Source organism: Herbidospora mongoliensis (assembly GCF_001570545.1).
GTDB classification, from domain to species: domain Bacteria; phylum Actinomycetota; class Actinomycetes; order Streptosporangiales; family Streptosporangiaceae; genus Herbidospora; species Herbidospora mongoliensis.
Map to the genome: position 1 here is coordinate 15,909 of NZ_BBXD01000030.1, position 20,898 is coordinate 36,806.

Consider the following 20,898-nt stretch of genomic DNA (forward strand, 5'->3'; position numbering starts at 1 on the left):
CGCGCCATTGTGCGCGCGGGGCACCCGCCTTTGTTTCAAGGAACGGACCCCCACGAATGAACAAGGCACTGAGGTACGCCCTGGCCGTCGTGCTGGCCGGTCTCGGCCTGCTGCTCGGCGCGCAGCAGGCCACGGCCGCCGCGGACGGCCCGATCAAGCTCGAGGTGGCCGGCGACGGCGCCCGCAGCGTCAACGTCCTGGTGACGTGGAAGAAGGACGGCACCCCGGTCACCGACGTCCTGGCCGCGACCCTGTTCGCGGAGAGCCCCGACGGCCGCACCTTCGGCCCGGTGGCCCTGATGTCGGCCCCGGAGGGCCAGAACCTCTACAACCCGGCCGAGCCCCTGCCGGACGGCAAGTGGAAAGTCACCGTGAAGGCGACGAAGCCGAGCAAGGCGCAGGCGTCCACGACGCTGACGTCGGGCGAGGTGGCCAACGTGCCCACGACCGCACCCCTGACGACGGCGAAGATGGCCGAACGAGCCGTGGCGACCGAGGAGTCCGCCTCCGAGGGCTTGCCGCTGGCCCAGATCGGCATCGTCGGCATCGCCGTGGTGGCCGCGGTCGTCCTGTTCTTCGTGCTGGTCCGCAGCAGGCGAAGCTCCGGGGTCTGACCCCGTCGCATCGCTGGGAGACAGCCATCCGGATCACCGGATGGCTGTTTCTTTTCCCCGGTCGGCGCCTACGGCTCCGTCTGGACGCCCGCGGCATGGGCGGCGTCGAGGCGTTCGAGCGGGCCCGGTCCTCCGTGCGGTTTCGCCGGGGCGCCGAGGTGGCGGGTGCGGAGTTCGTCCATGAGCTCCTCGACGAACGCCGGACCTTCGTCGCGCATGAGCCGCTGCCGGCTCCGGAGCTCCTCGCTGCCGGGAAGCCAGTCGAGGCCCCAGTTGCCCAGGGCGTAGATGATCGGGAGCGTCTGGATGCCGGCTTCGGTCAGGCTGTAGCGGGCGCGCTGCCCCCGCGCCGCGGTGCCGCGGGTGAGGATCCCCGCCTCGACGAGCCGCACGAGCCGGTCGGCGAGGATGTTGGAGGCGATGCCCTCGATCGACCCGTTGAGCAGCGCCCGGAAGTGACGCCGGTCGCCGAAGATGACGTCGCGCAGGACGAGCAGGGACCAGCGATCTCCGAGCACTTCGACGGCGGCGTTGATCGGGCACCCGGACCGTGGTTCCACGATTCCCTCCTTGACAGGTGTTTCGCCCCCAATATAGTGGTTGCAAATCGCAACCACTATACGGAAGGGGAGATGATGGGCCACTTCGTGTATCCGATGAACGTGTCCCTCGATCTGCGGATCGAACAGGTCCCGGGAGACAACGGCGCGGGCGAGTGGCTGCGCCTCAGCGAGGAACTGCACCGCGAGTTCAACGCCCGGACGCGGGAGCTCGCCCTGATAGTCCACGGCCGGGTCATGTACGAGACCATGGAGGAATACTGGCCACGCGCGCCCGCGGACGCCTCGCTGCCGGATTTCATGCGTGAATACGGCGAGATCTGGACCGCCATGCCCAAGGTGCTCGTCTCCCGCACCCGCCACAGCGCCGCCCACAACACTCAGATCATCGGCGGAGACGACGCGATCGAGCGGCTCGCCGCGCTCAGGGCCGAGACCGACGGCGCCATCGCGGTCGGCGGCGCGGCGCTCGCCACCCAGCTTCTCCGGGCCGGACTGCTCGACGAACTGCTGCTCACCACCCACCCCTCCTACCTCGGCTTCGGCAGACCGCTGTTCGACGACTACGACCGGCCGATCGACCTCGAACTGCTCGAACAGCGATCGTTCGAACACGGCGTCACGATGCACCGTTACGCCATCCTGGACACGAAGGAGGCGGGCTCGTGCTGACGCGGGTGGCGGAAGGTGTGCTGGTCCACGAGAGCGAGTTCGTGCAGAGCAACGCCGTCGTGGTGCTTGGCCCGGCCGGTGTGCTGCTCATCGACCCGGGGGTGACCGCTTCCGAACTCGACTGCCTCGTCGGCGACCTGGCGGACTTGGGGCAGGCCGTGGTGGCGGGCTTCTCGACGCACCCGCACTGGGACCACGTGCTCTGGGACGCCCGGTTCGGCGAGGCCCCCCGCTACGGCACGGCGCGCTGCGCGGCCGCCATCCGGGCCGAGCTGTCGGACCCGGACGCGAAGGCCCGCATCGCCGACCACCTGCTCGAAACGGAGATCGCCGGACAGGTGCCGCTCGACCTGCTCGGCCTCATCACCGGCCTGCCCGCCGGAACCACGCAGGTTCCCTGGGACGGCCCCCGGGTCCGGGTCATCGAGCATGAGGCGCACGCCCCCGGCCACGCGGCGCTGCTGATCGAGGAACGCGGGGTCCTCGTCGCCGGCGACATGCTGTCCGACGTCCTGATCCCGATGTTCGAGTCGGACGACACCGCCGACCCGTTCGACGACTACCTCGCCGCGCTGCTGCTGTTCGAGGGCGTGGCGGGCGACGTCGAGGTCGTCATCCCTGGCCACGGTTCCGTGGGCGGATCAGCCGAGCTGAAGACACGGATCGACCAGGACCGGGCATACGTGCACGCCCTGCGCGACGGCCGGGATGTCGACGACCCCCGGGTCGGCCCGTCGGCCAAGCCCGGCTGGGAATGGGTGAGCGACGTCCACGAAGGGCAGCGAGAACGCCCCGCCCGGCGAAGCGACTAGCGTCGCGCCACGAACACGAACTCCCCGCCCGGCCGGTCGGGTGCGTCGCGTACGGCCTCGACGATGAATCCGTGCTCGTGCAGGTCCCGCTCGATCTCCGTACGCTCGCGGAAGCGAAGTGTCGATTCCGAGATCAGCACGTCCCCGTCCGCGAACACGTGCGTCCCCCGGAAGCTCACCAGCGGCAGGCTCACGTCCGTCAGCTCGGCCCAGGTCTCGACGTGGCCGACGCCCGGAACATCCGTCATGCGGTACGTGGTCTCGCGCGTCCACCCCGCCCATTCCTCCCACACCCGCCGCGCCGGGTCGCGCGTCTCGAAGACGAGCCGCCCGCCGGGCCGCAGCGCCTCGTACGCGCCGCGCAGCGTCCCGCGCCACGCCTGCGGATCGGTGATCGCCTGGGCGACGTTCCCGGTCATCGTCACCAGGTCGACCCGCAGGGGCGGCAGGTCCCCCGCGTCGCCGTCGAGCCAGCGCACCCGCTCCGCGCCCGGCTTGCCGCGCGCGACGTCGACGGACGCCCGCGCGGGATCGATCCCGGTGACCGCGATCCCGCGCTCGGCGAGCAGCAGCGCGAACACGCCCGTCCCGCACCCGATGTCCAGCACGGACCGCGCGCCGAACTCCTCCGCCATCGCGAGATACGCGTCGAGATCGCCCCGGTCCGGATCGAGCTGGTCGTAGATGGCGGCGAGGCGCGGATGCCCGAAAGCTGCGTCAACCATGGAGACGAACCTATGCGGCCTAGTAGCGGTTGGTCCTGGCGTCCAGGGCCAGCCCCGCGTCGATCACCTTCGCCGGGACCTTGAGCCCCATCTGGTCCTTGGCGATCCGCCCCAGCGAGGGCAGGCTCTTGCGGTCGGGCCAGGTGTCCGGCTGCCACAGGGACGATCGCAGGAACGCCTTCGCGCAGTGCATGTACAGCTCGGTCACCTCGACCACCACCGCCAGCCGGGGCCGCTTCCCCTGCACGACCAGGTCGTCGAAGAACGGCCCGTCCGACACGAGCGCCGCCGTGTCGTTCACCCGCAGCGTCTCGTTCATGCCGGGCACGATGAACAGCAGCCCGACGTGCGGATTGCGCAGCACGTTCCGCAGACTGTCGACCCGGTGGTTCCCCGGCCGATCGGCCAGCACGAGGTGCCGGTCGTCGAGCACGAGCACCGACCCGGCGGGATCGCCCCGCGGCGAGACGTCACAGGTGCCGTCGGCGTCGGCGGTGGCCAGCAGGACGAAGGGGGAGTGCGCGATGATCGTGCGCGCGTGCTCGTCGATGCGGGCGATGTCCTTGTCCCACGCGGTCCGCGGCGGCTCCTTGACGATCTCCCGCAGCTGCTCCTCGGTCTCCACCCTGCGCATTTCCATGGAACTAAGGTAAACCTAACCAGCCGGCCGCAGGTGTCCGTTACTCGGGTGACAAGCGCCGAAATATCGGCACCCGACAGAATCGAGCAATGTCGGTAGAGCGATTGATCGAGAGCGGCCGGTTGACGGCCGCCGGTGCCACCGCGCGAGACGATCTGCGCCTCGACGACGCCCTTGGAGCGTTCCTCGACGCCTTCGCCCAGAGTCACGAGGACGAGCCGTGGCGCGGGTCTCTCACGGAGGCCTACGCCGAAGCGCTCTACGAGAAGCATCGCCTCACCAGTGAGGGTGAAGCGGGGACATGGGATCCGACCGCCTCCCCGGCTGTTCTGCCGGCGATCATGAGTGTTCTCAACTGCGCGCTGCTGGCGTCGGTGGTTGACGACGTACCGGACGAGCCTCTTTATCTGATCAGCTGGGCCACCTCGCTCATGGAGCGCGGTGATCTGGAGGATGTCCGCACGGCCCTCGACGCCGCGGAGAAGGCCCTGGCCGCGACCTCGCCGGAGGACCCCAGGCTGCCCGCCTACCTGAACGTCGTGGCCGCCGCGATGTTCGAGCTGGGGAAGCGCGAGTCCGACGTACGGAAACTGAGAAAGGCCCTCGAATACGGCAGGGCCTGTGTCGTCGCCACCCCTCAGGGCGCTCCCGAGCGGGCCGCCCACCTGAGTAACCTCGCCGCCCATCTGGGCGCGCTGCAGAGCCCTGACCTGCTGAGGGAGTCGGTCATCACCCTCCAGGAGGCCTTCGAGGCGCTGCCCGACGGGCATCCGGCGCGGGCCGACTGTCTGGCCAGGATGACCGAGGCTCTTTTCGCTCTGTACGACCACACCGGCGAAGCCCGCCTGCTCGATGAGGCCGCCGCGACGGGGCGCGAGGCGGTCGCCCTGATGCCGGGGAACAGCCGGGTGCTCAACACGCTCAGCGTCGTCCTGCGGGCGAAGAACACGATCGAAGCGCTGGAGGAGGCCGTCCACGTCGCGAGGCGCGCGGTGGAGCAGCCGGGTGACGAGCCCAGCCTGGTCCTCCACCTCGACTCGCTGCGGCACTGCCTGTCCCGCTACGACGACGCGCTCGGCGGGGATCCGGGGGTGCGGCGGGAGATCGTCGAGGTCGCGCGGCGGATGGTGGCGCTCGGTCCCGGCGACGCGCGCCGGCTCTCCTCCCTGTCCTGGGCGTTGCTGCAACAGCAGGCCGTGGACGAGGCGGTGGACGTGGGCCGCGAGGCCGTCAGGCTCTCCACCGACGCGGAGATCGCGTTCCGGACCGGGTGCGCGCTGCTCGCCCGGGAGACCGAGGCCGACGCGCGGGAGGCGGTGGGCCTCCTCGAAACGGGCGTCGGTGACGAGGCGTCCGCGCCGCAGCACCGGATCGAGGCGGCCCGCGCGCTGGCCTACGCGCACGCCGGGCTCGGCGACTACGTCGAAGCGCTCGGCGCGATGGACAGGGCGGTCGCGCTGTTCCCGGTCGTCGCGTCGTGGCGGCTGGCGCAGGAGGGCCGGGTCCGCGCGCTCGGCAGGCACGGCGGGCTCGCCGCCGAGGCCGCGGCGACGGCGCTCGACGCGGGTGAGCCGGGCCGCGCGCTGACCTACCTCGAACAGTCCCGGGTGCTGCTGCTCGGCGAGGCCCTCCAGATGCGGACCGACCTGCGGAACCTGGATGACCAGACCGCGGAGGAGTTCCTGCGGCTGCGCGACCTGCTGACGGCCGAGACGGAGGAGAAGCCCGGTCATCTCCCGCTGCTCGACTCGGCGGCGGAGCGCCTCAAGCTCTCCACGGAGTTCGGCGATCTCGTCGCCCGGATCCGGCAGGACGACAGGACCTTCCTCGCCCTGCCGGACGTCGACCGGCTGCTCGCCCAGGCCGCCGAAGGGCCGATCGTCCTGGTCAGCGCCTCGGCGTGGCGGAGCGACGCCCTCATCCTGACCGCAGGCGGGGTGAGGCACGTCCCGCTGCCCAAGCTCTCCCACGACCAGGCCGCGATGTGGGCGCAGCGCCTCGGCGGGCAGCTCAAGCCCGACAACGGCTTCCTGCACGGCCTGCTGGATTGGCTCTGGGACACGGTCGCCGAACCCGTGCTGACCGCGCTCGACCCGGCGCCGGGATCGCGGCTGTGGTGGTGCCCGGTCGGGGCGCTGGCCTCGTTGCCGCTGCACGCCGCCGGTCGGCACCAGAGCGGCGGCCCGAGTGTCCAGAGCAGGGTGGTCTCGTCGTACACGGCGACGGTGCGGGCGCTCGGGCACTCACGGACCCGCCGCCCTGAGCCGGGCGGCGCGCTCATCGTCGCCGTCCCCGCGGCCGACGGCCACGCGCCGCTTCCCGCGGTGGTGCGGGAGCTCGCGAGCGTCACCGGCCATCTGGAGAAAGCCGGAATCCCGGTCGGTACGCCCTCTCAAGCCGACGCCATCCTCAGCGCCATGCCCACCAGCCCGGTGATCCACGTCGCCAGTCACGCCATGGCCGATCCCGTGTCCCCGTGGGACAGCGGCATCGAGCTGGCCGCCGCCCGGCTGACGGTCGGTGAGATCGCCCGGCTCGACCTCACCGGCGCCGGGCTCGCCTACCTGTCGGCCTGCGAGACCGGCAGCACCCGATTCGGCTTGGCCGACGAGGCCGTGCACCTGGCCGGGGCGTTCCAGGTCGCCGGATATCCCCAGGTCATCGGCAGTCTGTGGGCGGTGAAGGACCGGATCGCGGCCAAGGTCGCCGACCAGGTCTACGGGCGGATCCTGGCCGACGGCCTCGACCTGGACCGGGTGCCGTTCGCGCTGCACGCCGCCGTGGAGAGCCTCCGCGCCGACTTCCCGAACTCCCCGGCGCTGTGGGCGGCGTTCGTCCATCACGGCAGGTGATGGCCGACGCCCCGCCGGTAGGAGTCCTGCTTCCCGAAGTCGCCCGCGCTCAGCCAGTCGCCGCCCGACTGGTCGACGGGACAGCCCGCGAGCTTGAGCCGGTGCGCCAGCCGGGTCCGGAACAGCGGGTCGTCGGAGACGGTCACGAAGTTGCGGCCGTCGATGTCGCTGATCGGCCGCTGTGAGCCGAACGTGAGGACGACGAGGTTCTTCGGCCGCAGCGCGTAGGCCATGCCCAGCTCGACGAGCACATTGGGGCGAGACTGCGAGACCTGCCGTTCGGGCCCGAAGTCGGGATGCAGGTGGACGAGGTCGTCCGGCGTCATCAGCACTACGACCGCCTGGACGCGGGGCATCGTCTCGCGCAGCACGTCGCCGATGTAGGGCCACGGCTCCCCGCCCGCCCACGCGACCAGCGTCTCCCACTCCAGCGGACGCAGGTCGAGCGCCCGCAGCAGCGTGAACACGGCGTCGCGGGCCTGGAGGTCGCGCCCGTGCACGACGAAGACGTCCCGGCTCCCGTCTTCGGCGCGATCGTCTTCGGCGCGGTCGGCCGAGGTCGTCAGGTAGCGCATATCGTCGTCGAGGCGTTCGAGCAGCGACCTGGCCAGCGCCGCGTCGTCGGCGAACGGCCCGCCCCCCAGCATCACACCGGTCACGTCGAACGCCCGCGTCATGTTGTCGGCGGCGATCTCCACGGTGTGCCGCATGTCCCGCAGATCGGCCGAGCGTCCGGGGCTCGGCGGAACGCGCCTGCCGCCGCCGTCGCGGAGCCAGACGCCCAGTTCGTAGCGCATCTTGGCGGCGTGCAGGAGATAGCGGGCCAGCGGCGGGATCTCCGGGGTCCCCCGGCTCCAGGTGAAGGCGCTGGCGACCGGGTCGTCGTCGAACGCGACGAGGAACCGCCGCGTCGAAGCGCCGGGGCGGCCTCGAAGGGGGCGTACAGATGGACCACGAACTGCTGTTCCACGGCGCTCACTTCTTCGGGCCGGAGAGCGCGTGGACGAGCTGGTTCAGCCGGTCCCGCACCGGCGGGGGCGGCGGGACGATCGGGGAGGCGCCGATCCTGGTGATCCGGTCCTGGCCCGCGTTCTCCAGTTCCTCCAGCAGCGGGCGCAGCGCGGCGGGCTCGGTCAGCGAGGCGGCGGCCAGTTCGAGGAGGCCGCCGATCGTCTCCCAGTGCTCCGGGGTCACCCGCCACTGATCGATGTCGGTGACGAGGTCGAGTAAGTCGTCGAGTGCGTCGGTCACAGTCTTTCGATCGCCGCCGGGCTACCCGGCGTTTCGCAGCGCCGCCTCGACCGCTTCCTTCACGCGGGCGTCCTCGCGTTCCCTGCGCCGCGACTTCCGTCCCCGCATCAGCGTGAACCAGCCCACGACGATCGCGATCAGCAGCGCCAGGAGCGCGAGCTGCGTCCACGGCAGCGCCCACGCGTCGGCCGTGACCAGGACAGGATCCAGTGAGGTGGTCGCGCCGGAGGCGTCGGTGAGCAGCGGCATGAGGACGGTCGTGGCGGCCAGCCGGAAGGCGGGGGCGACTCCGTGGACGGGCACCTTCATCTGCCAGCTCTCGCCCGGCAGCAGTTCCGGCGGCGCGGCCAGGTCGCCGGCGTCGGTCGACGTCCAGCCGAACGGGCCGGCGACCGACATGGTCTGCTTCGCCGACAGCACGGCGTTGCCGGTGTTGTGGATCGTGTAGCTGATGGTCGCGTCGCCGGAGCCGAAGGGGTTGAACGTCCCGTCGTAGTCCATCTTCAGGTCCTCGACGGTCAGGGTCGGCTTGAGTTCGCCGCTGACGCGCAACTTGATGCGGATGCCGAGACGGCGGTCGACGTTGATGCCCTCGGCGGTGGACGCCTGGGTCAGGGAGGTCAGGATGCCGCCCACGTAGTCGCCGGGCGGGGCGTTGCCGGGGACGCTCACGGCGAACGGCACCTTCGCGGTGGCGCCGGGGGCGATCGTGACGGAGTCGCGTCCGGCGTGGACCCAGGAGCCGATGCCGACCGACTTCTTGTCCTTGGACAGCAGGTCGAGCCCGCCCATGTCGGTGGTGAAGCCGTCGGAGGCGTACACGCCGAGAGTCAGGGGGGCGGTGCCCCGGTTCGCGACGACGAGGGCGTCGTCCAGGCGGGCGCCGGGGTTGATCGAGTAGGTGAAGCTGGAGCGGTCGGCGCCGAAGCTGCCCGCGTCGGTCCGGACCGTCCAGGCGACGTCGCCGTCGTCGGCGAGCGCGGGGGCGGCCGGGAGCCCGATGACGGCGCAGGCGGAGAGCAGAGCCAGGGCGGTACGGAACAGGCGCATCTCGGATCCTTCGAAAAAACGGGGTGGACGCCCGTCCGGGCGCCCACCCCGCGCACAGGTGACTAGCTGGACAGCGCGGTGATGGTCAGGGTGGCGCGGTAGCCACCGTTCTCCACGTCGCCGGGGATCTTCAGGGTCAGGTCGGCGCCGAGCTTGGCGACGCCCTTCGGGTGACCCTGGTCGGCCGAGCCGAGGCCGCGCGACTTCGCGAGGCCCTGGCCCTTGTCGTCGAAACCGGACACGACCGGGTTGCCGGCCTTGGCGCCGGCGCCCGCCTCGACGACCTTCGGAGCCCAGCCCAGGTACGAACCCGAGAAGGTCTTGCCGGCGTCGGCGAAGTCGCCGACGCTGGCCGAGACCGACCAGGGGGCCTGCGAACGGCGGTTGTCGGAGACGACGATCGGGTTGATCGAGCCGGCGGCCTCGAAGTGGTCGCCGTCCTTGTCCTCGGCGGTGCCGAGGTTGACCAGGCCGTTGTAGCCGTCGATGGTCCAGCCGAACTCACCCGGGGCGGCGTTCGGCACGGTGACCGCGAGGGCCTGGCCCTCACCGTTGTAGGGGTGGACGGTGACCTTGTCGACGGTCGAGCCGACCGGCTTGGCGGCGGGGTCGTTGTCGCAGGACACGCCCTTCTCCACGGCCGCGTTCGGGGCCGCGCAGGTGCCGCTGCGGAGGTTCTCCACGACGAGCTTGTCCGCGCGGACGCCGACCTTGACGTAGGTCCGGACGTGCTCCTGGTTCTGGACCGAGTTGTACCAGTACTTCGACGCGTCGAGCGGGTCGGGGCCGTTGCCGGCGCCGGAGCTGGGCTGGTCGGTCTTCGGGGCGGAGATGTCGTAGTACTTCGAACCCGAGGCGGAGTTCGAGGTGATGTACAGGACACCGCCGGGACCGGCGACGACGTCGGCCGCGCCGGGCTGCTCGTCGGGGTTGGCCTTCTCGCTGTTCTTGATCAGGTACGACCGCGAGTAGCTGTGGTCGTGGCCCTGCAGCACCAGGTCGACACCGAGGTTGGAGAATGCGGTCGGGAAGTCGACCCGCCGCACCTTGGCGTCTCCATCCTGGGCGTGCGCGGCGGGCGAGTAGATCGCGTGGTGGAAGACGAGCACCTTCCACTTCGCCTCGGCGCCGTGCTGGTTGATGACGTCGGTCACGTACTGGACGTGGGCCGCGTCACCGCCGCCACCCTGCGAGGTGGCGTAGCTGTTGCTGTTGATGTCGATGAACAGGACGTCCTTGTAGACGAACCAGTAGTTGCCGCCGGAGGTGTTCGACGCGGGGTTGCCGTTGCCGTAGAGCGGGCCCGACCGGTCCGTGTTGGGAACGGTGAAGTGCTGCTCGTACGCCTTGCTGCCGACGTCGTGGTTGCCGATGGTGGCCACCCACGGGTACTGGCGCAGGCCGTCGGGCGCGAGGAACGCGTCCCACTGCGTCTCGGTGCCGGCGGTCTCGACCTGGTCGCCGCCCGAGACGAGGATCTCGGCGTCGGGGTTGGCGGCGGTCGCGACGTTCACGGTGTCGACCCAGCCGGCCTGGTCCTTCGACGTGTCGCCGGAGGAGCCGATCTGCGGGTCGCCGAAGAACAGGAAGTCGTAGTCGCCCTCGAACTTCTGCGTCTTGAACGCGTACGCGGGCGACCAGTTGCCGTCGGAGCCGACCCGGTAGGAGTAGGCGGTCGACTCCTGGAGGTTGGTGATGGTGGCGTGGCGGTTGAACGTGCCACCGGAAATGTTGGCCCCGCCGACGGCGTCGAAGGTGGGGGCGTTGGCCGGGAACTCGCCGCTGACGACCTGCTCGGTCGGCACGACCTGCACCTTCTGCGCAGCGTCGGCCGAGGAGTACCAGGTCACGGTCCGCTGGGCCTGGTCCGCGCCGACGCCCAGCACGATGCCGGTGAGCGTGGCGGCGTCCGCCGCGGCCGCGGGCACCGTGGCGCTGCTCAGGGCCACAGCGAGGCCCAGGAGTGCCGCGGTGGCGCCAGTGGCCACGCGTGTTACTAATGTCATTGCTTGTTCCTTATGTCGCAAAATATTGCACAAGCGGCAAGAATGGTGTCGGTGTCCGGTTAACCACTCATGTCGGTCACCTTGCGCGGTTATGGACTGTTCCAGAAGGTCCGCTCGACGAACCAGACGATCCCCATGACGGCCACACCCGCGGCGACGAGCCCCGTGACCCAGTGCCCGGCCATCGGCGAGCGGCGCCGCAGCAGGCTGATCAACGGGAAGATCAACGCGATGAGACCCAGCTGAACTGCCTCGATGCCGACGTTGAACACCAGCAGCGACCACAGCAGCGTCCACGACCAGGCCTCCTGGATGCCGAGCGCGCCGGCGAACCCGAGCCCGTGCACGAGCCCGAACAGGAAGACCACGCCGAGGCGCGTCCACCCGGAACGGTCCAGGTGATCGCCGAGCGCGGCCGGGCGGCGGAGCTGCCACAGGTGCCATGCCGCCACGACGGCGATGGACAGGGCGATGATCGGCTCCACGATGCTCGCGGGCACACTCACGAGGCCGAGCGCCGCCAGCAGGAAGGTCACGGAGTGGGCCAGCGTGAAGCTCGTCGCGACCAGCACGACCTCACGCAGCCGCCGCGACCCGGCGATCAGGGCCAGCAGGAACAGCACGTGGTCGAGGCCGAACAGCAGATGCTCGGCGCCCAGCAGGAAGAACTCGTAGAACCGCTCGTACCAGGGCAGGACCGTGGAGAACGAGGGGTTCGCCGCGTCGAGCGCCGCGCTGCCGGAGATCCCGCCGAGGTCGTAGACGACGATCGTCTTGGTGTCCTTGACGAAGGTCTCCGCGTCGGGGAACAGCGTGCTCCGCACCTCGTGCTCGCCCGCCTCGGGGCAGGTCCAGTCCAGGAGCAGGGTCGCGTACGGCACGTCCTCGCGGATCCCGATCGTGAGGTCTCCCGACTTCACCGGTGAACAGGGCGCGCCCTCGGCGGTGACCGCGAAGCGCTTGGTGACGTAGGCGACGGCCGAGTCGGCGTACGCGTTGAGCGCGGCGCCCTGGGCCTCGGTGTCGCGGGCGTCGAAGGCGGCGGTGCCGGCCTTGAACAGGTCGTCGTTCTTCTCGGTGTCGGCGGTGGAGACGACGTACAGGTCGTACTCGAGCTCCAGTTTCGTCAGGACGTGGCCCGCCTCCCCGGCGGTGACGTCGACGTAGGCCGTCGAGGTGAACCCGTGCGCGGCGGCCGGAACGGCGCAGCTCAGCAGGGTGATGGCCGCCGCGACGACCCCGAGGGCGATCCGGCGGGCTAGGTGGGACATGTGACTCCTTACGTTGCGAGAGAGCACGTTCCTCGCCACGTGTGAACAGAAGTCGAACGGATCGCTAAATAACCGCAGAAGCACCCTGACAACTACAAATCGGTCGAAACGGGATAGCAGGATGTACGCGCACCACCCGTAACATCCGGAGGTCGATCACCTTGCTCCGCATCGCGGCCCTCGTGACCGCCCTGTTGTTGTCCGCGTTGTTGTCCGCCGGTTGCGGCGCCGACTGGTCCGGCCCCCACCCCGTGCCCAGCGCGGTCGGCGCGCTGGGCCCGGGTTTCATCTCGAGCTCGCCCCACCCGGAGGCGACCATCACCCCGTCTTCGGGCTCCTGGGACGACGTCCACCCGTCGGCGGACTACCGCGTCGTCCTGGTCACCCACGGCGCCGACGCCCCCACGAAGAACCTGGTCGCGGCCGTCGAGAGCTGGGCCGGCGAGGTGGACGCCGACCTGCGCACCGTCGCCGTCGAAGACCCGCACGACCTGGTGCCCGGCATCACGAGGGCCCTGGACATGAAGCCCGACCTCATCATCAGCGCGGGCAACGACCTCGTCGACCCGCTCGCCCTGGTGACCGCGAGCCACCTGTCGCAGCAGTTCCTCGTCGTCGGCGCGGAGCTGGCCGAACCCACCCACAACGTGACGTCGGTCGACTGGCAGGGGGCGTCGTTCCGGGGCGAAGGGCTGGGCGCGTCGTCCGCGTATGACCCGGCGTCGTTCACCCCGGAACGCTGCGCGGCGGCGATCAGGGCGGGCGTGGCGGCCGTGCTCAACGGGCTGACGGGGATCGTCGTGTGGCTCTGATCGACTCGGCCGGCCCGTAACCGGGCTTAAGTGCCGAATGAAGGTGGAGGGTTAACTCCCCTGTGGGTGGCTCGGGGCCAAAGTTATTCTTTTGGCCTCAGAACAATCCCATTGATTCGAGGGGAGTAAGCATGGAGTGGCTCATACTCAAGCTCCTCGAGACGATGATCGACCTTGGGGTCGAACAACTGCGGAACCGCTATTTCGGCAACCCTTCCGAGCCCATCGACCTCTCGTCGAGCCCCGTGCGCGGTGAAATGGACGCCACATTCGTGGCGGCCAAGGATCAGCAGCCGTTGATGGTGATGGTCGGCCTCGTCCGGGGGGAGACGTGGCGGTTCAGCGTCCCCATGAAATACGGAGACCGGTTGCGGCTGCGGCTGGAAAGAGGCGTCTACCAGGTCACCGCTCTGTTCTTCGAGGAGACGTCGGAGACCAGCGCGCTCATGCTGGTGGCCGTCGCCCACCACGAGATCAGGATCCTCTCCGACGGGCCGGAGAAGTTCCTCATCAGAGGGCGTGCGGTCGACGAGGCGGAGCGGGCGGCGATCGACGGCGCCGTGCTGACCCACCAGATGCCCATGCTCACCCGGGCGCCGGAGCCCGCTCTTCTCCCCGCCGTTCAGAAGCCGTTCGAGCCGTCGATCGAAATCCTGAGCGCGCCGATGTGTGATTTCCGCGATGAATCCGGCCGGAGATGCGCCGAGCCTGTTCAGGAAACACGTACCAACAGCCGGAGATGTCCTGAGCACACCGACGGAGACGGCGAATTCGGCATTGTCGCCTGGACCGGACAGAAGCCATACGCCCCCGGCGTCGCACTCCCCGCCTGAGAACTCTCTCTCATTGGAAGAACGATGGAAGACAAGATCCTGGTGAACCTCATCCACCCGACGGATGCGACTCAGATTCTTTCTGTCAAAGTGCCCCGCGGTTCCACGACGACCTGGCTCGTGGCCCAGATGATCAACGCGGGGTTCATTCCTCCTCCCGGGCAGTCGGGGCAGTACAAGCTCATGGACACCCGGTCGTCACTGCAGATGAACGACGGCCAGACGCTCGGCGCGGCCGGGGTCTTCGACGGCGGCAACATCCGCGTCATGCACTCGACAAGCGGTGCGTCATGGGACTGAGAGCCGCGGAACTGGTCGAGCGGCGCCGGTTCGACCACCGGGTCGTCTCCGGCATGCGCGGCCCCCTCTTCGACTTCCAGGCCTACCGCACCTCCGCCGACCTGCAGGACTCCCGCGACCCGGTCACCCGGGCCGAGGACGCCGGCGAGGTCAGCAAATATCAGATGACCCTGCGGGTGCCCACGCTCATCGGCGCGGGGGAGTTCCGGCCGGAGACCGTCTTCGGGGTCGATCTCGACGTGCGCGACTACCCGCTCACCGAGCCGCTCACCTGGGTCGTCTCCGACCCCGTGCCGTGGTCGCCGCACTTCCAGAAAGGCAGCCCGATCTGCATCGGGGCGGAGTTCTGGACCGCACGCAAGGGCCACGTGACCCTCGGCGACCTGGTCATCCACATCGCCCGGCTGCTCAACTGGGACGAGAAGGGCAGAGGCGGCGGCTACGTGGGCTGGAACCCCGAGGCGATCGACCACCACGCCGAGCACTACCGGGGCCGGCCGCTGGACCCCGAACTCCAATATCCGGCGCTGCCCACGTGGTTGCTGGGCGCCCCGGCCGAGCCCATCTCCGCGTTCGAGATCGTCGAACACCGCCGGCTGGACGGGTAGGGAGCGTCATGGCCGGTGACGGAAACGACTTCGAGATCGTGGGGCGTAGGTTCGACGCGCCGTTCCGCCCCCGGGCCGACTACTCGGGGCACCTCCGCTTCACGGTCGACCCGGGTCTCAGTGTGTACGTCGCCCCCGACGTCGCCGCGAGCCTGCGGCGGCTCGCCCGGGAGGCGGCGCCGCTGGAGACCGGGGGACTGCTCGCGGGCCGGACGTTCCGCGACGACCACGGCTCCTACCTGCTCGTGACGGCGATGGCCGTGGCACCCCCCGTCGCGGGTGGTCACAGCACCTTCCACCTCACCCCCGAGGGCACGGAGAGACTGCGGCGCGAACTGGCGCGCCGCGACCCCACCGCCGACGTGACGGGCTGGTGGCACTCGCACCACGTGCCGAGTTCGTACAGTTCCGTCGACCGCGCCAACCAGTCCATGTGGACCAACCCCACCCACATCGGCCTCCTGGTCTTCGCGAAGGGCTCTCCCTGGGCCCGCGTGTACGTCGGCCCGGACTCCCGGGGGGAGATCGACTCCGACCCCGCCGACGTGCGGGAGGGACCGGCCCCGAAGACACAGCGGGCCGTCGAGCAGCGGCCCGTGGCACGGCTCGCACCACCGCCCGCGCCGAAGAGGTTCCGGCCGCTCCTCGCCCTCGCCGCCGCTTTGGGGGTGCTGATTCTGGTCGTGGAACTGCTGCATCTCCTGGCGATCCTGCGTTCCGGCGAACCCCGGAGCGATGTGGCCTGGCGGTGCGTCGTCCAGAGCAGCGCGACGGCCGCCACGTGCTCCGCCGACCTGGGGGCGCTGTCCCGGCCCGAGTGGTTTCTGGGGGACTACCTGATCGGCACCACCCGCGACATCACGTTCGTGCTCCCCGCCGGCGCGCACACGGTCCGGCTGCGGGCCCGCGGTGAACGCGGAGAGTACGACATCGGGCAGACGGTTTTGATCGGACGGTAGACCGATGGAGCTCCTCCTCATCATCGTCGTGATCGTGATCATCGTCGGTCTGGTGATCACCGGTGGCCGCCGCCCGCGCGGGAAAGGTGTCGCGAGTCCCGAGTTCGACGTCGTCGAATGGCATGGCCGCACCCCGGCTCCCGGCGCCTCCGAACAGGAACAGCCGGTGGGCGACGGCTTCGCCAACGCCACCACATGGGTCAAGCGCGACGCGATATGCCACCTGACCGGCCGTACGGCCGCCGATTGCACCTGCGACAGGCACAGGAAGATCACATGACGGACAACGCGCTTCATTCGAGGTCCCGGCTGGCGGGCTACGACCCCGGCCGGCTCGCCCTGGCCCGGGTGCTGGTGGTCGGCATGGGGGCGCTGGGCCAGAACATCGTCCAGACGCTGGCGCTGAGCGGGGTGGGCCGGTTCCTGCTGGTCGACTTCGACGAGTTCGAAGACCACAACGCGACCCGGTCGCCCTTCTTCCCCAACGCCGGGGAGCGGGCCCGTTTCGGCGGGCGCAAGGCCGCCTGCGTCGCCCATCGGGTGTCCGCGATCAGCACCGCCGACACCCCGGAACCGCTCTTCAGCGAGTCGACCGTGCAGCGGGCCGGTGACGGCTGCGTCCGCTGGGCCGACGTCGTCGTCTCCGCCGTCGACGGCATCGGCGCGCGAGCGTGGCTGGCGGAGCGGGCGAGGCTGCACGGGAAGCCGATGCTGGAAGGCGGGTTCTCCGGCCCGGAGTACAACTACTCCGCGTTCTCCGGCGAAGCCGGGGCGAACTGCTACCGCTGCTTCAACCCCGTCACGTTCTCCTCGATGTCGTGCCGGGAGTACGCGCGCGAGGCGGCCCGCCACCAGATCGTCCCGGCGATCCAGTCCACGGCCGCCGTGCTGGCCGGGATGATGGTCGAGCAGGTGATGAACGTCCTGCACGACGATCACAACGCCTACGGCCTGCGCTTCTACGGCGACATCCGCCGCGCCACCTTCGACCGGGTCAACCTGGCGGTGAACCCCGACTGCCCGGGGGAGCACGACCCCCTGCCGGTGCGTGCGGTGTCGCCCGGGTCGGCGGACCCGCACACGGTGTCCGACCTGCTGGAGATCGTCCGCCGCCAGACCCCCGACGGCTGGATCACGCCGTCGGAACCCCTCGTCCGCACCGCCTTCTGCACCCGGTGTGGTGCGGTGTGCCAGGTCAGGGCGGTGGAGTCGTCGTGGGCGCGGTCTCCCCGGTGCGCCGCCTGCGACGGCCCGTGGCCGTCGACGCCGAACCTCCATCCCGGGCTCACCTCGATGATCCCGATCGCCGCGCCCCCCGACCCCGACGTGGCGGCCACCCTGCTGGCCGATCTCGGCATGAATCCGGGGGGATACGTCGCCATCGTGCCGGCCGGCGGGGAACGCTATCTGCTGGAGATCCCCGGAGACCCCGTGAGCACGTTCTCCCGCGTCGGCGGCTGAACCGTGAACGCCAGCCACACCATCCACGCGCTCCAGCCCAGGTAGCCGACGAAGTTGGCCAGGTCGGCGCCCGGCACGTCGAGGGGGATGAGCAGCCCCGACAGGATCGCCGCGGCCGACACGGCACCGAGCGCGGTGAACCAGCGCGGGCCCTTCATGGCGACCAGGACGAGCAGCGTCCACGACCCGGTGAGCAGGTAGCCGAGGGTCTCGCCCAGACCCGTACCGAGATAGCTGTGCAGCACTTCGAACACGGCGGGGTCCGCGTGCGTCAGCGCGGGCACCGCGAACGGCCAGCGCAGCAGGCCGATGACCTGCACCAGCCCGGCCAGCACGCCGACCTGCACCGACAGCGCGGCGGCCGGGCTGTCGGGGAGGCGGCGGCCGAGCAGGACCGCGACCGGGACCATCGTGCCGGCGCCGAAGGCGAGCAGCAGGAACAGCGCGGTGACGGCCGTCTGGTCGGCGGTGAACCGGGCGAGGATCTCGGCCGGCGGCTCGGCCAGCACGTCGGGGTAGCCGAACACGATGCCGAGGCCGATGAAGGCCAGGTTGGCCGCGACGACACCCGCGACAAGGATCGATCTCATTTTCCGCACCTCAATCTCTGAACGATGTTTAAAGTAAACATCGTTCAGAGTTTTTTGGGAAGAGGCTAGGGTCTGCCTGTGACGCGAGGACCCCGGCGCTCCGTGCAACCCGACGCCGTTCTCGACGCGGCCCTGGAGCTGATCGACGAGGGCGCGCTCACCATGCGCGCCCTGGCCGCCCGGGTCGGCCTCACCCCCGGCGCGCTCTACACCTACTTCCCCGACCGCGCCGCCATCGTGACCGCCATCGCCGACCGCCTGCTCGCCGAGGCCGATCTGTCGCTGCTCGACGACCCCGCCGAGCCGCCGCATCGGCGGATCGAGAACTACGCGCTCGCGCTGCGCGAGGTCCTGCTCGCCCATCCCGCCGCCGTGCCGGCCATCCTCGGCGCGGCCTTCAACGGGCCGATGGCCCTGCGGGTGGGGGAGTCGTTGCTGAGGGTGCTGCCGGACGCCCGTGCCACTTACACCGTGATGGTGTACGTGCTGGGCGCCATCGCGCTGGAGGCCGCCGATCGAGTGACCGGCTCGACGCCGTCATTCGAGCTCGACCCGGCGGAATTCCCTCTGACGTCCGGGCAGATCGACGTCATTCTCGCCTACAACTCGGCCGAGCAGTTCCAGTGGGGATTGGGTCGGGTTCTGTCCGGATTGAGCTGACAATATTGGTCAATGTCGGCATATTGAGGGCACATTGATCCACCATTGCGTGACCGTGGGGTGGCCTTTAGTATTGGCGCGGGGACGGGGCGGTGGCTTTCTTTTTCGGGGGTCGAATTATGCATTCTTCTGTTGACGGAAGACGTACCGAAAAAGAATTCCAGGAGGGGCCTTGATGCCCGAGTTCGGCGAAACTCCATGGGGCCGGCTGCCCGGTCCGACCGGTCTGGGCACCACCGCTCTCCGGCTCCCCGTCATGGAAACGGCTGAGACTCCCGCGGTCACCGACGGCCATCAGGAGCCGACACCCTCGCTCGATCCCGGTCTGGTCGTCCGCCGTTACGGCCTGACCCCGCTGCCCTATCGCGAAAGAGAATGGGGCGACGGAAGTTATCCGCCTCTCTACATTCCGGAGACGGTGCGCGTCGACGAGCCTCTCGGTGAAGAGGTCAACCGCCGCCTGGTCGAATGGGCCGAAGGCGTCGGCCTCCACGAGGGCCGCATCGACGCGTTCCGGAACACCGGCTATGGCCGCATGGTCATGCTGGCCCACGCCGACACCGACGACCCCGACCTGCTGCTGATCGCCGCCCAGATGAACACCGGCTGGTGGGCCGCCGACGACTACTACGCCGACGAGACCGATCTCGGCGCCACCCCGACCGAGCTGCCCCCGCGCCTGGCCCTGGTCATGTCGGCGATGGACCCGCCACCACCGGCCGGTCACTACACGGCCGAGCTGGAAGAAGCCATCAGCGCCGACCCGGTCCTGGTCTCGCTGCGGTCGGCCACCGCCCACCTCACCCGCCACGCCACGCCGTCGCAGGTCATGCGGGCCTGCAACACGACGTTCCAGATGTTCGTCAGCTGGACCGCCTCCGCCGCCTGGCGTTACCTCGAAACCCTGCCGCCGGTGTGGCGTTACCTGGCCGCCCGGCAGCACGACAGCTTCTACACGTCCATGACGCTCATCGACGTCGTCGGCGAATACGAGCTGCCCGCCAACCTCTTCTACGACCGGCGGTTCCACACGGCGCTCATGCAGGCCGGCACCGCCAGCGTCCTGGTCAACGACCTCTTCTCGGTGGAAAGGGAGGCCGCCGACGAACTGCCCGACTCCAATGTGGTGCTGCTCATCGCCGCAGAGGAGAAGTGCTCGATCCGCGAAGCGACCGAACGTGCCGTTGCCCTCCACAACGACTTCGTCCGGGGCTTCGAGGCCAGCCAGAGATCCCTGGCCGCCGTCCCCTCCACGGAACTCCAGCGGTTCCTGCGCGGCGCCCAGGCCTGGATGGCCGGATGTCTCGAATGGCACGGCTCAAGCGAACGCTACAGATAGCGAAAGGAATTTCGTTCGGTGACCATCACCCAAAGCGATTACCAGCGCTCCGTGGCTGATTATTGGAACACCGAGAAGAACCCGGTCAATCTCCGGCTGGGCGAGGTCGACGGCATCTACCACCACCACTACGGCATCGGTGACGTCGACGATTCGGTCCTGGAGGGGCCGAGGGAGACCCGCGAAGAACGCATGACCAGGGAGCTCCACCGGCTGGAGTCGGCCCAGTCCGACTTCCTGCTGAGCCACCTCGGTCAGATCAAGCCCCACCACCGCCTCCTCGACGCCGGCTCGGGCCGCGGCGGCTCGTCCCTGGTCGCCAATCTCCGCTACGGCTGCCACGTCGACGGCATCTCCATCTCCGAATCACAGGTCGAGTTCGCCAACGAACAGGCGAAGGTCCGCGGCGTCGACGACCGGGTGCGCTTCCACCTGCGCAACATGCTCGACACCCGCTTCGATACGGGCGCCTACCAGGCGATCTGGAACAACGAGAGCACCATGTACGTCGAACTGGCCCTGCTGTTCAAGGAACACTCGCGCCTGCTGGCGCGCGGGGGCCGCTACGTCACCATCACCGGCTGCTACAACGACGCCTACGGCCTGCCGTCGAAGGCGATCAGCCAGATCAACGCCCACTACATCTGCGACATCCATCCGCGAAGTCAATACTTCAGAGAGATGGCCAACAACCGCCTGGTCCCCGTGAGTGTGGTCGACCTCACGGCGGCGACCATCCCCTACTGGGAGCTCCGGGCCAAGTCTCACCTGGTGACGGGCATCGAGCAGGCCTTCCTGGACGCCTACCGCAACGGCAGTTTCCAATACCTGCTGATCGCCGCCGACCGAGTCTGACCCGCGCCGAAGGGCTCCGGATCCCCCT

General features: G+C 69.7%; 23 protein-coding genes. 14 read left to right on the forward strand and 9 right to left on the reverse strand.

Going from position 1 to position 20,898, the window contains the following annotated elements:
- The first annotated feature begins 56 nt into the window (after nt 1-56).
- Complete coding sequence (locus tag AW272_RS38595) at nt 57-614, forward strand: hypothetical protein (protein WP_066375792.1); 558 nt, start codon at nt 57-59, stop codon at nt 612-614.
- A gap of 68 nt (nt 615-682) precedes the next feature.
- Here AW272_RS38595 and AW272_RS38600 read toward each other — a convergent pair whose 3' ends face one another.
- Nucleotides 683-1,174, reverse strand: a complete 492-nt coding sequence (locus tag AW272_RS38600; protein WP_066375794.1) for a winged helix-turn-helix transcriptional regulator — start codon at nt 1,172-1,174, stop codon at nt 683-685.
- A 75-nt stretch (nt 1,175-1,249) separates the two neighbouring features.
- Here AW272_RS38600 and AW272_RS38605 point away from each other — a divergent pair, with 75 nt between their 5' ends.
- Together AW272_RS38605 and AW272_RS38610 are read left to right on the forward strand one after the other, a co-directional pair.
- Nucleotides 1,250-1,846 carry a dihydrofolate reductase family protein gene (locus AW272_RS38605; protein WP_066376001.1) on the forward strand — a complete coding sequence of 199 codons (597 nt, stop codon included), beginning with the start codon at nt 1,250-1,252 and terminating at the stop codon, nt 1,844-1,846.
- Complete coding sequence (locus AW272_RS38610) at nt 1,840-2,658, forward strand: MBL fold metallo-hydrolase (protein WP_066375796.1); 819 nt, start codon at nt 1,840-1,842, stop codon at nt 2,656-2,658. Before AW272_RS38605 ends, AW272_RS38610 begins: the two co-directional genes overlap by 7 nt.
- Here AW272_RS38610 and AW272_RS38615 read toward each other — a convergent pair.
- Both AW272_RS38615 and AW272_RS38620 read right to left on the reverse strand, forming a co-directional pair.
- Nucleotides 2,655-3,383 (reverse strand): class I SAM-dependent methyltransferase, encoded by a 729-nt coding sequence (locus AW272_RS38615; protein WP_066375798.1) that lies wholly within the window; start codon nt 3,381-3,383, stop codon nt 2,655-2,657. The two genes, AW272_RS38610 and AW272_RS38615, sit on opposite strands and share 4 nt — an antisense overlap.
- A gap of 19 nt (nt 3,384-3,402) precedes the next feature.
- The gene (locus AW272_RS38620) at nt 3,403-4,023 is read right to left on the reverse strand and encodes a pyridoxamine 5'-phosphate oxidase family protein (RefSeq protein WP_218011213.1); all 621 of its coding nucleotides are present in this window, start codon (nt 4,021-4,023) and stop codon (nt 3,403-3,405) included.
- 89 nt (nt 4,024-4,112) lie between these two features.
- On the opposite strand from AW272_RS38620, the gene AW272_RS38625 reads away from it, so the two are divergent.
- Entirely contained in the window at nt 4,113-6,875 is a 2,763-nt protein-coding gene (locus tag AW272_RS38625) for a CHAT domain-containing protein (RefSeq protein WP_157519281.1), read from the forward strand.
- Here the strand turns inward: AW272_RS38625 and AW272_RS38630 are convergent.
- From AW272_RS38630 to AW272_RS38650, 5 genes are all read right to left on the reverse strand, one after another.
- The gene (locus tag AW272_RS38630) at nt 6,863-7,711 is read right to left on the reverse strand and encodes a CATRA conflict system CASPASE/TPR repeat-associated protein (protein ID WP_369408845.1); all 849 of its coding nucleotides are present in this window, start codon (nt 7,709-7,711) and stop codon (nt 6,863-6,865) included. The genes AW272_RS38625 and AW272_RS38630 overlap by 13 nt on opposite strands.
- Before the next feature lie 139 nt (nt 7,712-7,850).
- A complete protein-coding gene (locus AW272_RS38635; RefSeq protein WP_066375806.1) occupies nt 7,851-8,126 on the reverse strand; it encodes a CATRA system-associated protein in 276 nt (91 codons plus the stop codon).
- 21 nt (nt 8,127-8,147) lie between these two features.
- Nucleotides 8,148-9,176: a COG1470 family protein gene (locus tag AW272_RS38640; RefSeq protein WP_066375809.1), complete on the reverse strand. Its 1,029-nt coding sequence runs from the start codon at nt 9,174-9,176 to the stop codon at nt 8,148-8,150.
- Nucleotides 9,177-9,238: 62 nt separating this feature from the next.
- A complete protein-coding gene (locus AW272_RS38645) occupies nt 9,239-11,182 on the reverse strand; it encodes a purple acid phosphatase family protein (RefSeq protein WP_066375815.1) in 1,944 nt (647 codons plus the stop codon).
- A gap of 89 nt (nt 11,183-11,271) precedes the next feature.
- A complete protein-coding gene (locus AW272_RS38650) occupies nt 11,272-12,453 on the reverse strand; it encodes a HupE/UreJ family protein (protein WP_066375818.1) in 1,182 nt (393 codons plus the stop codon).
- Nucleotides 12,454-12,614: 161 nt separating this feature from the next.
- Between AW272_RS38650 and AW272_RS38655 the strand changes: the two genes are divergently transcribed.
- From AW272_RS38655 to AW272_RS38685, 7 genes are all read left to right on the forward strand, one after another.
- The gene (locus tag AW272_RS38655) at nt 12,615-13,265 is read left to right on the forward strand and encodes a type 1 periplasmic-binding domain-containing protein (protein WP_218011214.1); all 651 of its coding nucleotides are present in this window, start codon (nt 12,615-12,617) and stop codon (nt 13,263-13,265) included.
- Between the two features lie 131 nt (nt 13,266-13,396).
- The gene (locus AW272_RS38660) at nt 13,397-14,098 is read left to right on the forward strand and encodes a hypothetical protein (protein WP_066375826.1); all 702 of its coding nucleotides are present in this window, start codon (nt 13,397-13,399) and stop codon (nt 14,096-14,098) included.
- Nucleotides 14,099-14,122: 24 nt separating this feature from the next.
- On the forward strand, nt 14,123-14,398 hold the full coding sequence (locus AW272_RS38665) for a hypothetical protein (RefSeq protein WP_066375829.1): 276 nt from the start codon (nt 14,123-14,125) through the stop codon (nt 14,396-14,398).
- Entirely contained in the window at nt 14,389-15,006 is a 618-nt protein-coding gene (locus tag AW272_RS38670; RefSeq protein WP_066375831.1) for a ubiquitin-conjugating enzyme family protein, read from the forward strand. The genes AW272_RS38665 and AW272_RS38670 overlap by 10 nt, the downstream gene beginning before the upstream one ends.
- A gap of 8 nt (nt 15,007-15,014) precedes the next feature.
- The gene (locus AW272_RS38675) at nt 15,015-15,965 is read left to right on the forward strand and encodes a Mov34/MPN/PAD-1 family protein (RefSeq protein WP_066375834.1); all 951 of its coding nucleotides are present in this window, start codon (nt 15,015-15,017) and stop codon (nt 15,963-15,965) included.
- A gap of 4 nt (nt 15,966-15,969) precedes the next feature.
- Entirely contained in the window at nt 15,970-16,245 is a 276-nt protein-coding gene (locus tag AW272_RS43675) for a hypothetical protein (RefSeq protein ID WP_066375837.1), read from the forward strand.
- Nucleotides 16,242-17,426, forward strand: coding sequence for a HesA/MoeB/ThiF family protein (locus AW272_RS38685; protein ID WP_066375838.1), 1,185 nt, complete (start codon nt 16,242-16,244; stop codon nt 17,424-17,426). The genes AW272_RS43675 and AW272_RS38685 overlap by 4 nt, the downstream gene beginning before the upstream one ends.
- On the opposite strand, the gene AW272_RS38690 is transcribed toward AW272_RS38685, so the two are convergent.
- Nucleotides 17,369-18,016 carry a DUF4386 family protein gene (locus tag AW272_RS38690; RefSeq protein WP_066375840.1) on the reverse strand — a complete coding sequence of 216 codons (648 nt, stop codon included), beginning with the start codon at nt 18,014-18,016 and terminating at the stop codon, nt 17,369-17,371. The two genes, AW272_RS38685 and AW272_RS38690, sit on opposite strands and share 58 nt — an antisense overlap.
- 78 nt (nt 18,017-18,094) lie before the next feature.
- Between AW272_RS38690 and AW272_RS38695 the strand changes: the two genes are divergently transcribed.
- From AW272_RS38695 to AW272_RS38705, 3 genes are all read left to right on the forward strand, one after another.
- Nucleotides 18,095-18,676 (forward strand): TetR/AcrR family transcriptional regulator, encoded by a 582-nt coding sequence (locus tag AW272_RS38695; protein ID WP_157519283.1) that lies wholly within the window; start codon nt 18,095-18,097, stop codon nt 18,674-18,676.
- A gap of 175 nt (nt 18,677-18,851) precedes the next feature.
- Nucleotides 18,852-20,015 carry a family 2 encapsulin nanocompartment cargo protein terpene cyclase gene (locus AW272_RS38700; RefSeq protein ID WP_066375848.1) on the forward strand — a complete coding sequence of 388 codons (1,164 nt, stop codon included), beginning with the start codon at nt 18,852-18,854 and terminating at the stop codon, nt 20,013-20,015.
- An 18-nt stretch (nt 20,016-20,033) separates the two neighbouring features.
- On the forward strand, nt 20,034-20,870 hold the full coding sequence (locus AW272_RS38705) for a geranyl diphosphate 2-C-methyltransferase (RefSeq protein WP_066375850.1): 837 nt from the start codon (nt 20,034-20,036) through the stop codon (nt 20,868-20,870).
- Nucleotides 20,871-20,898 lie beyond the last annotated feature (28 nt).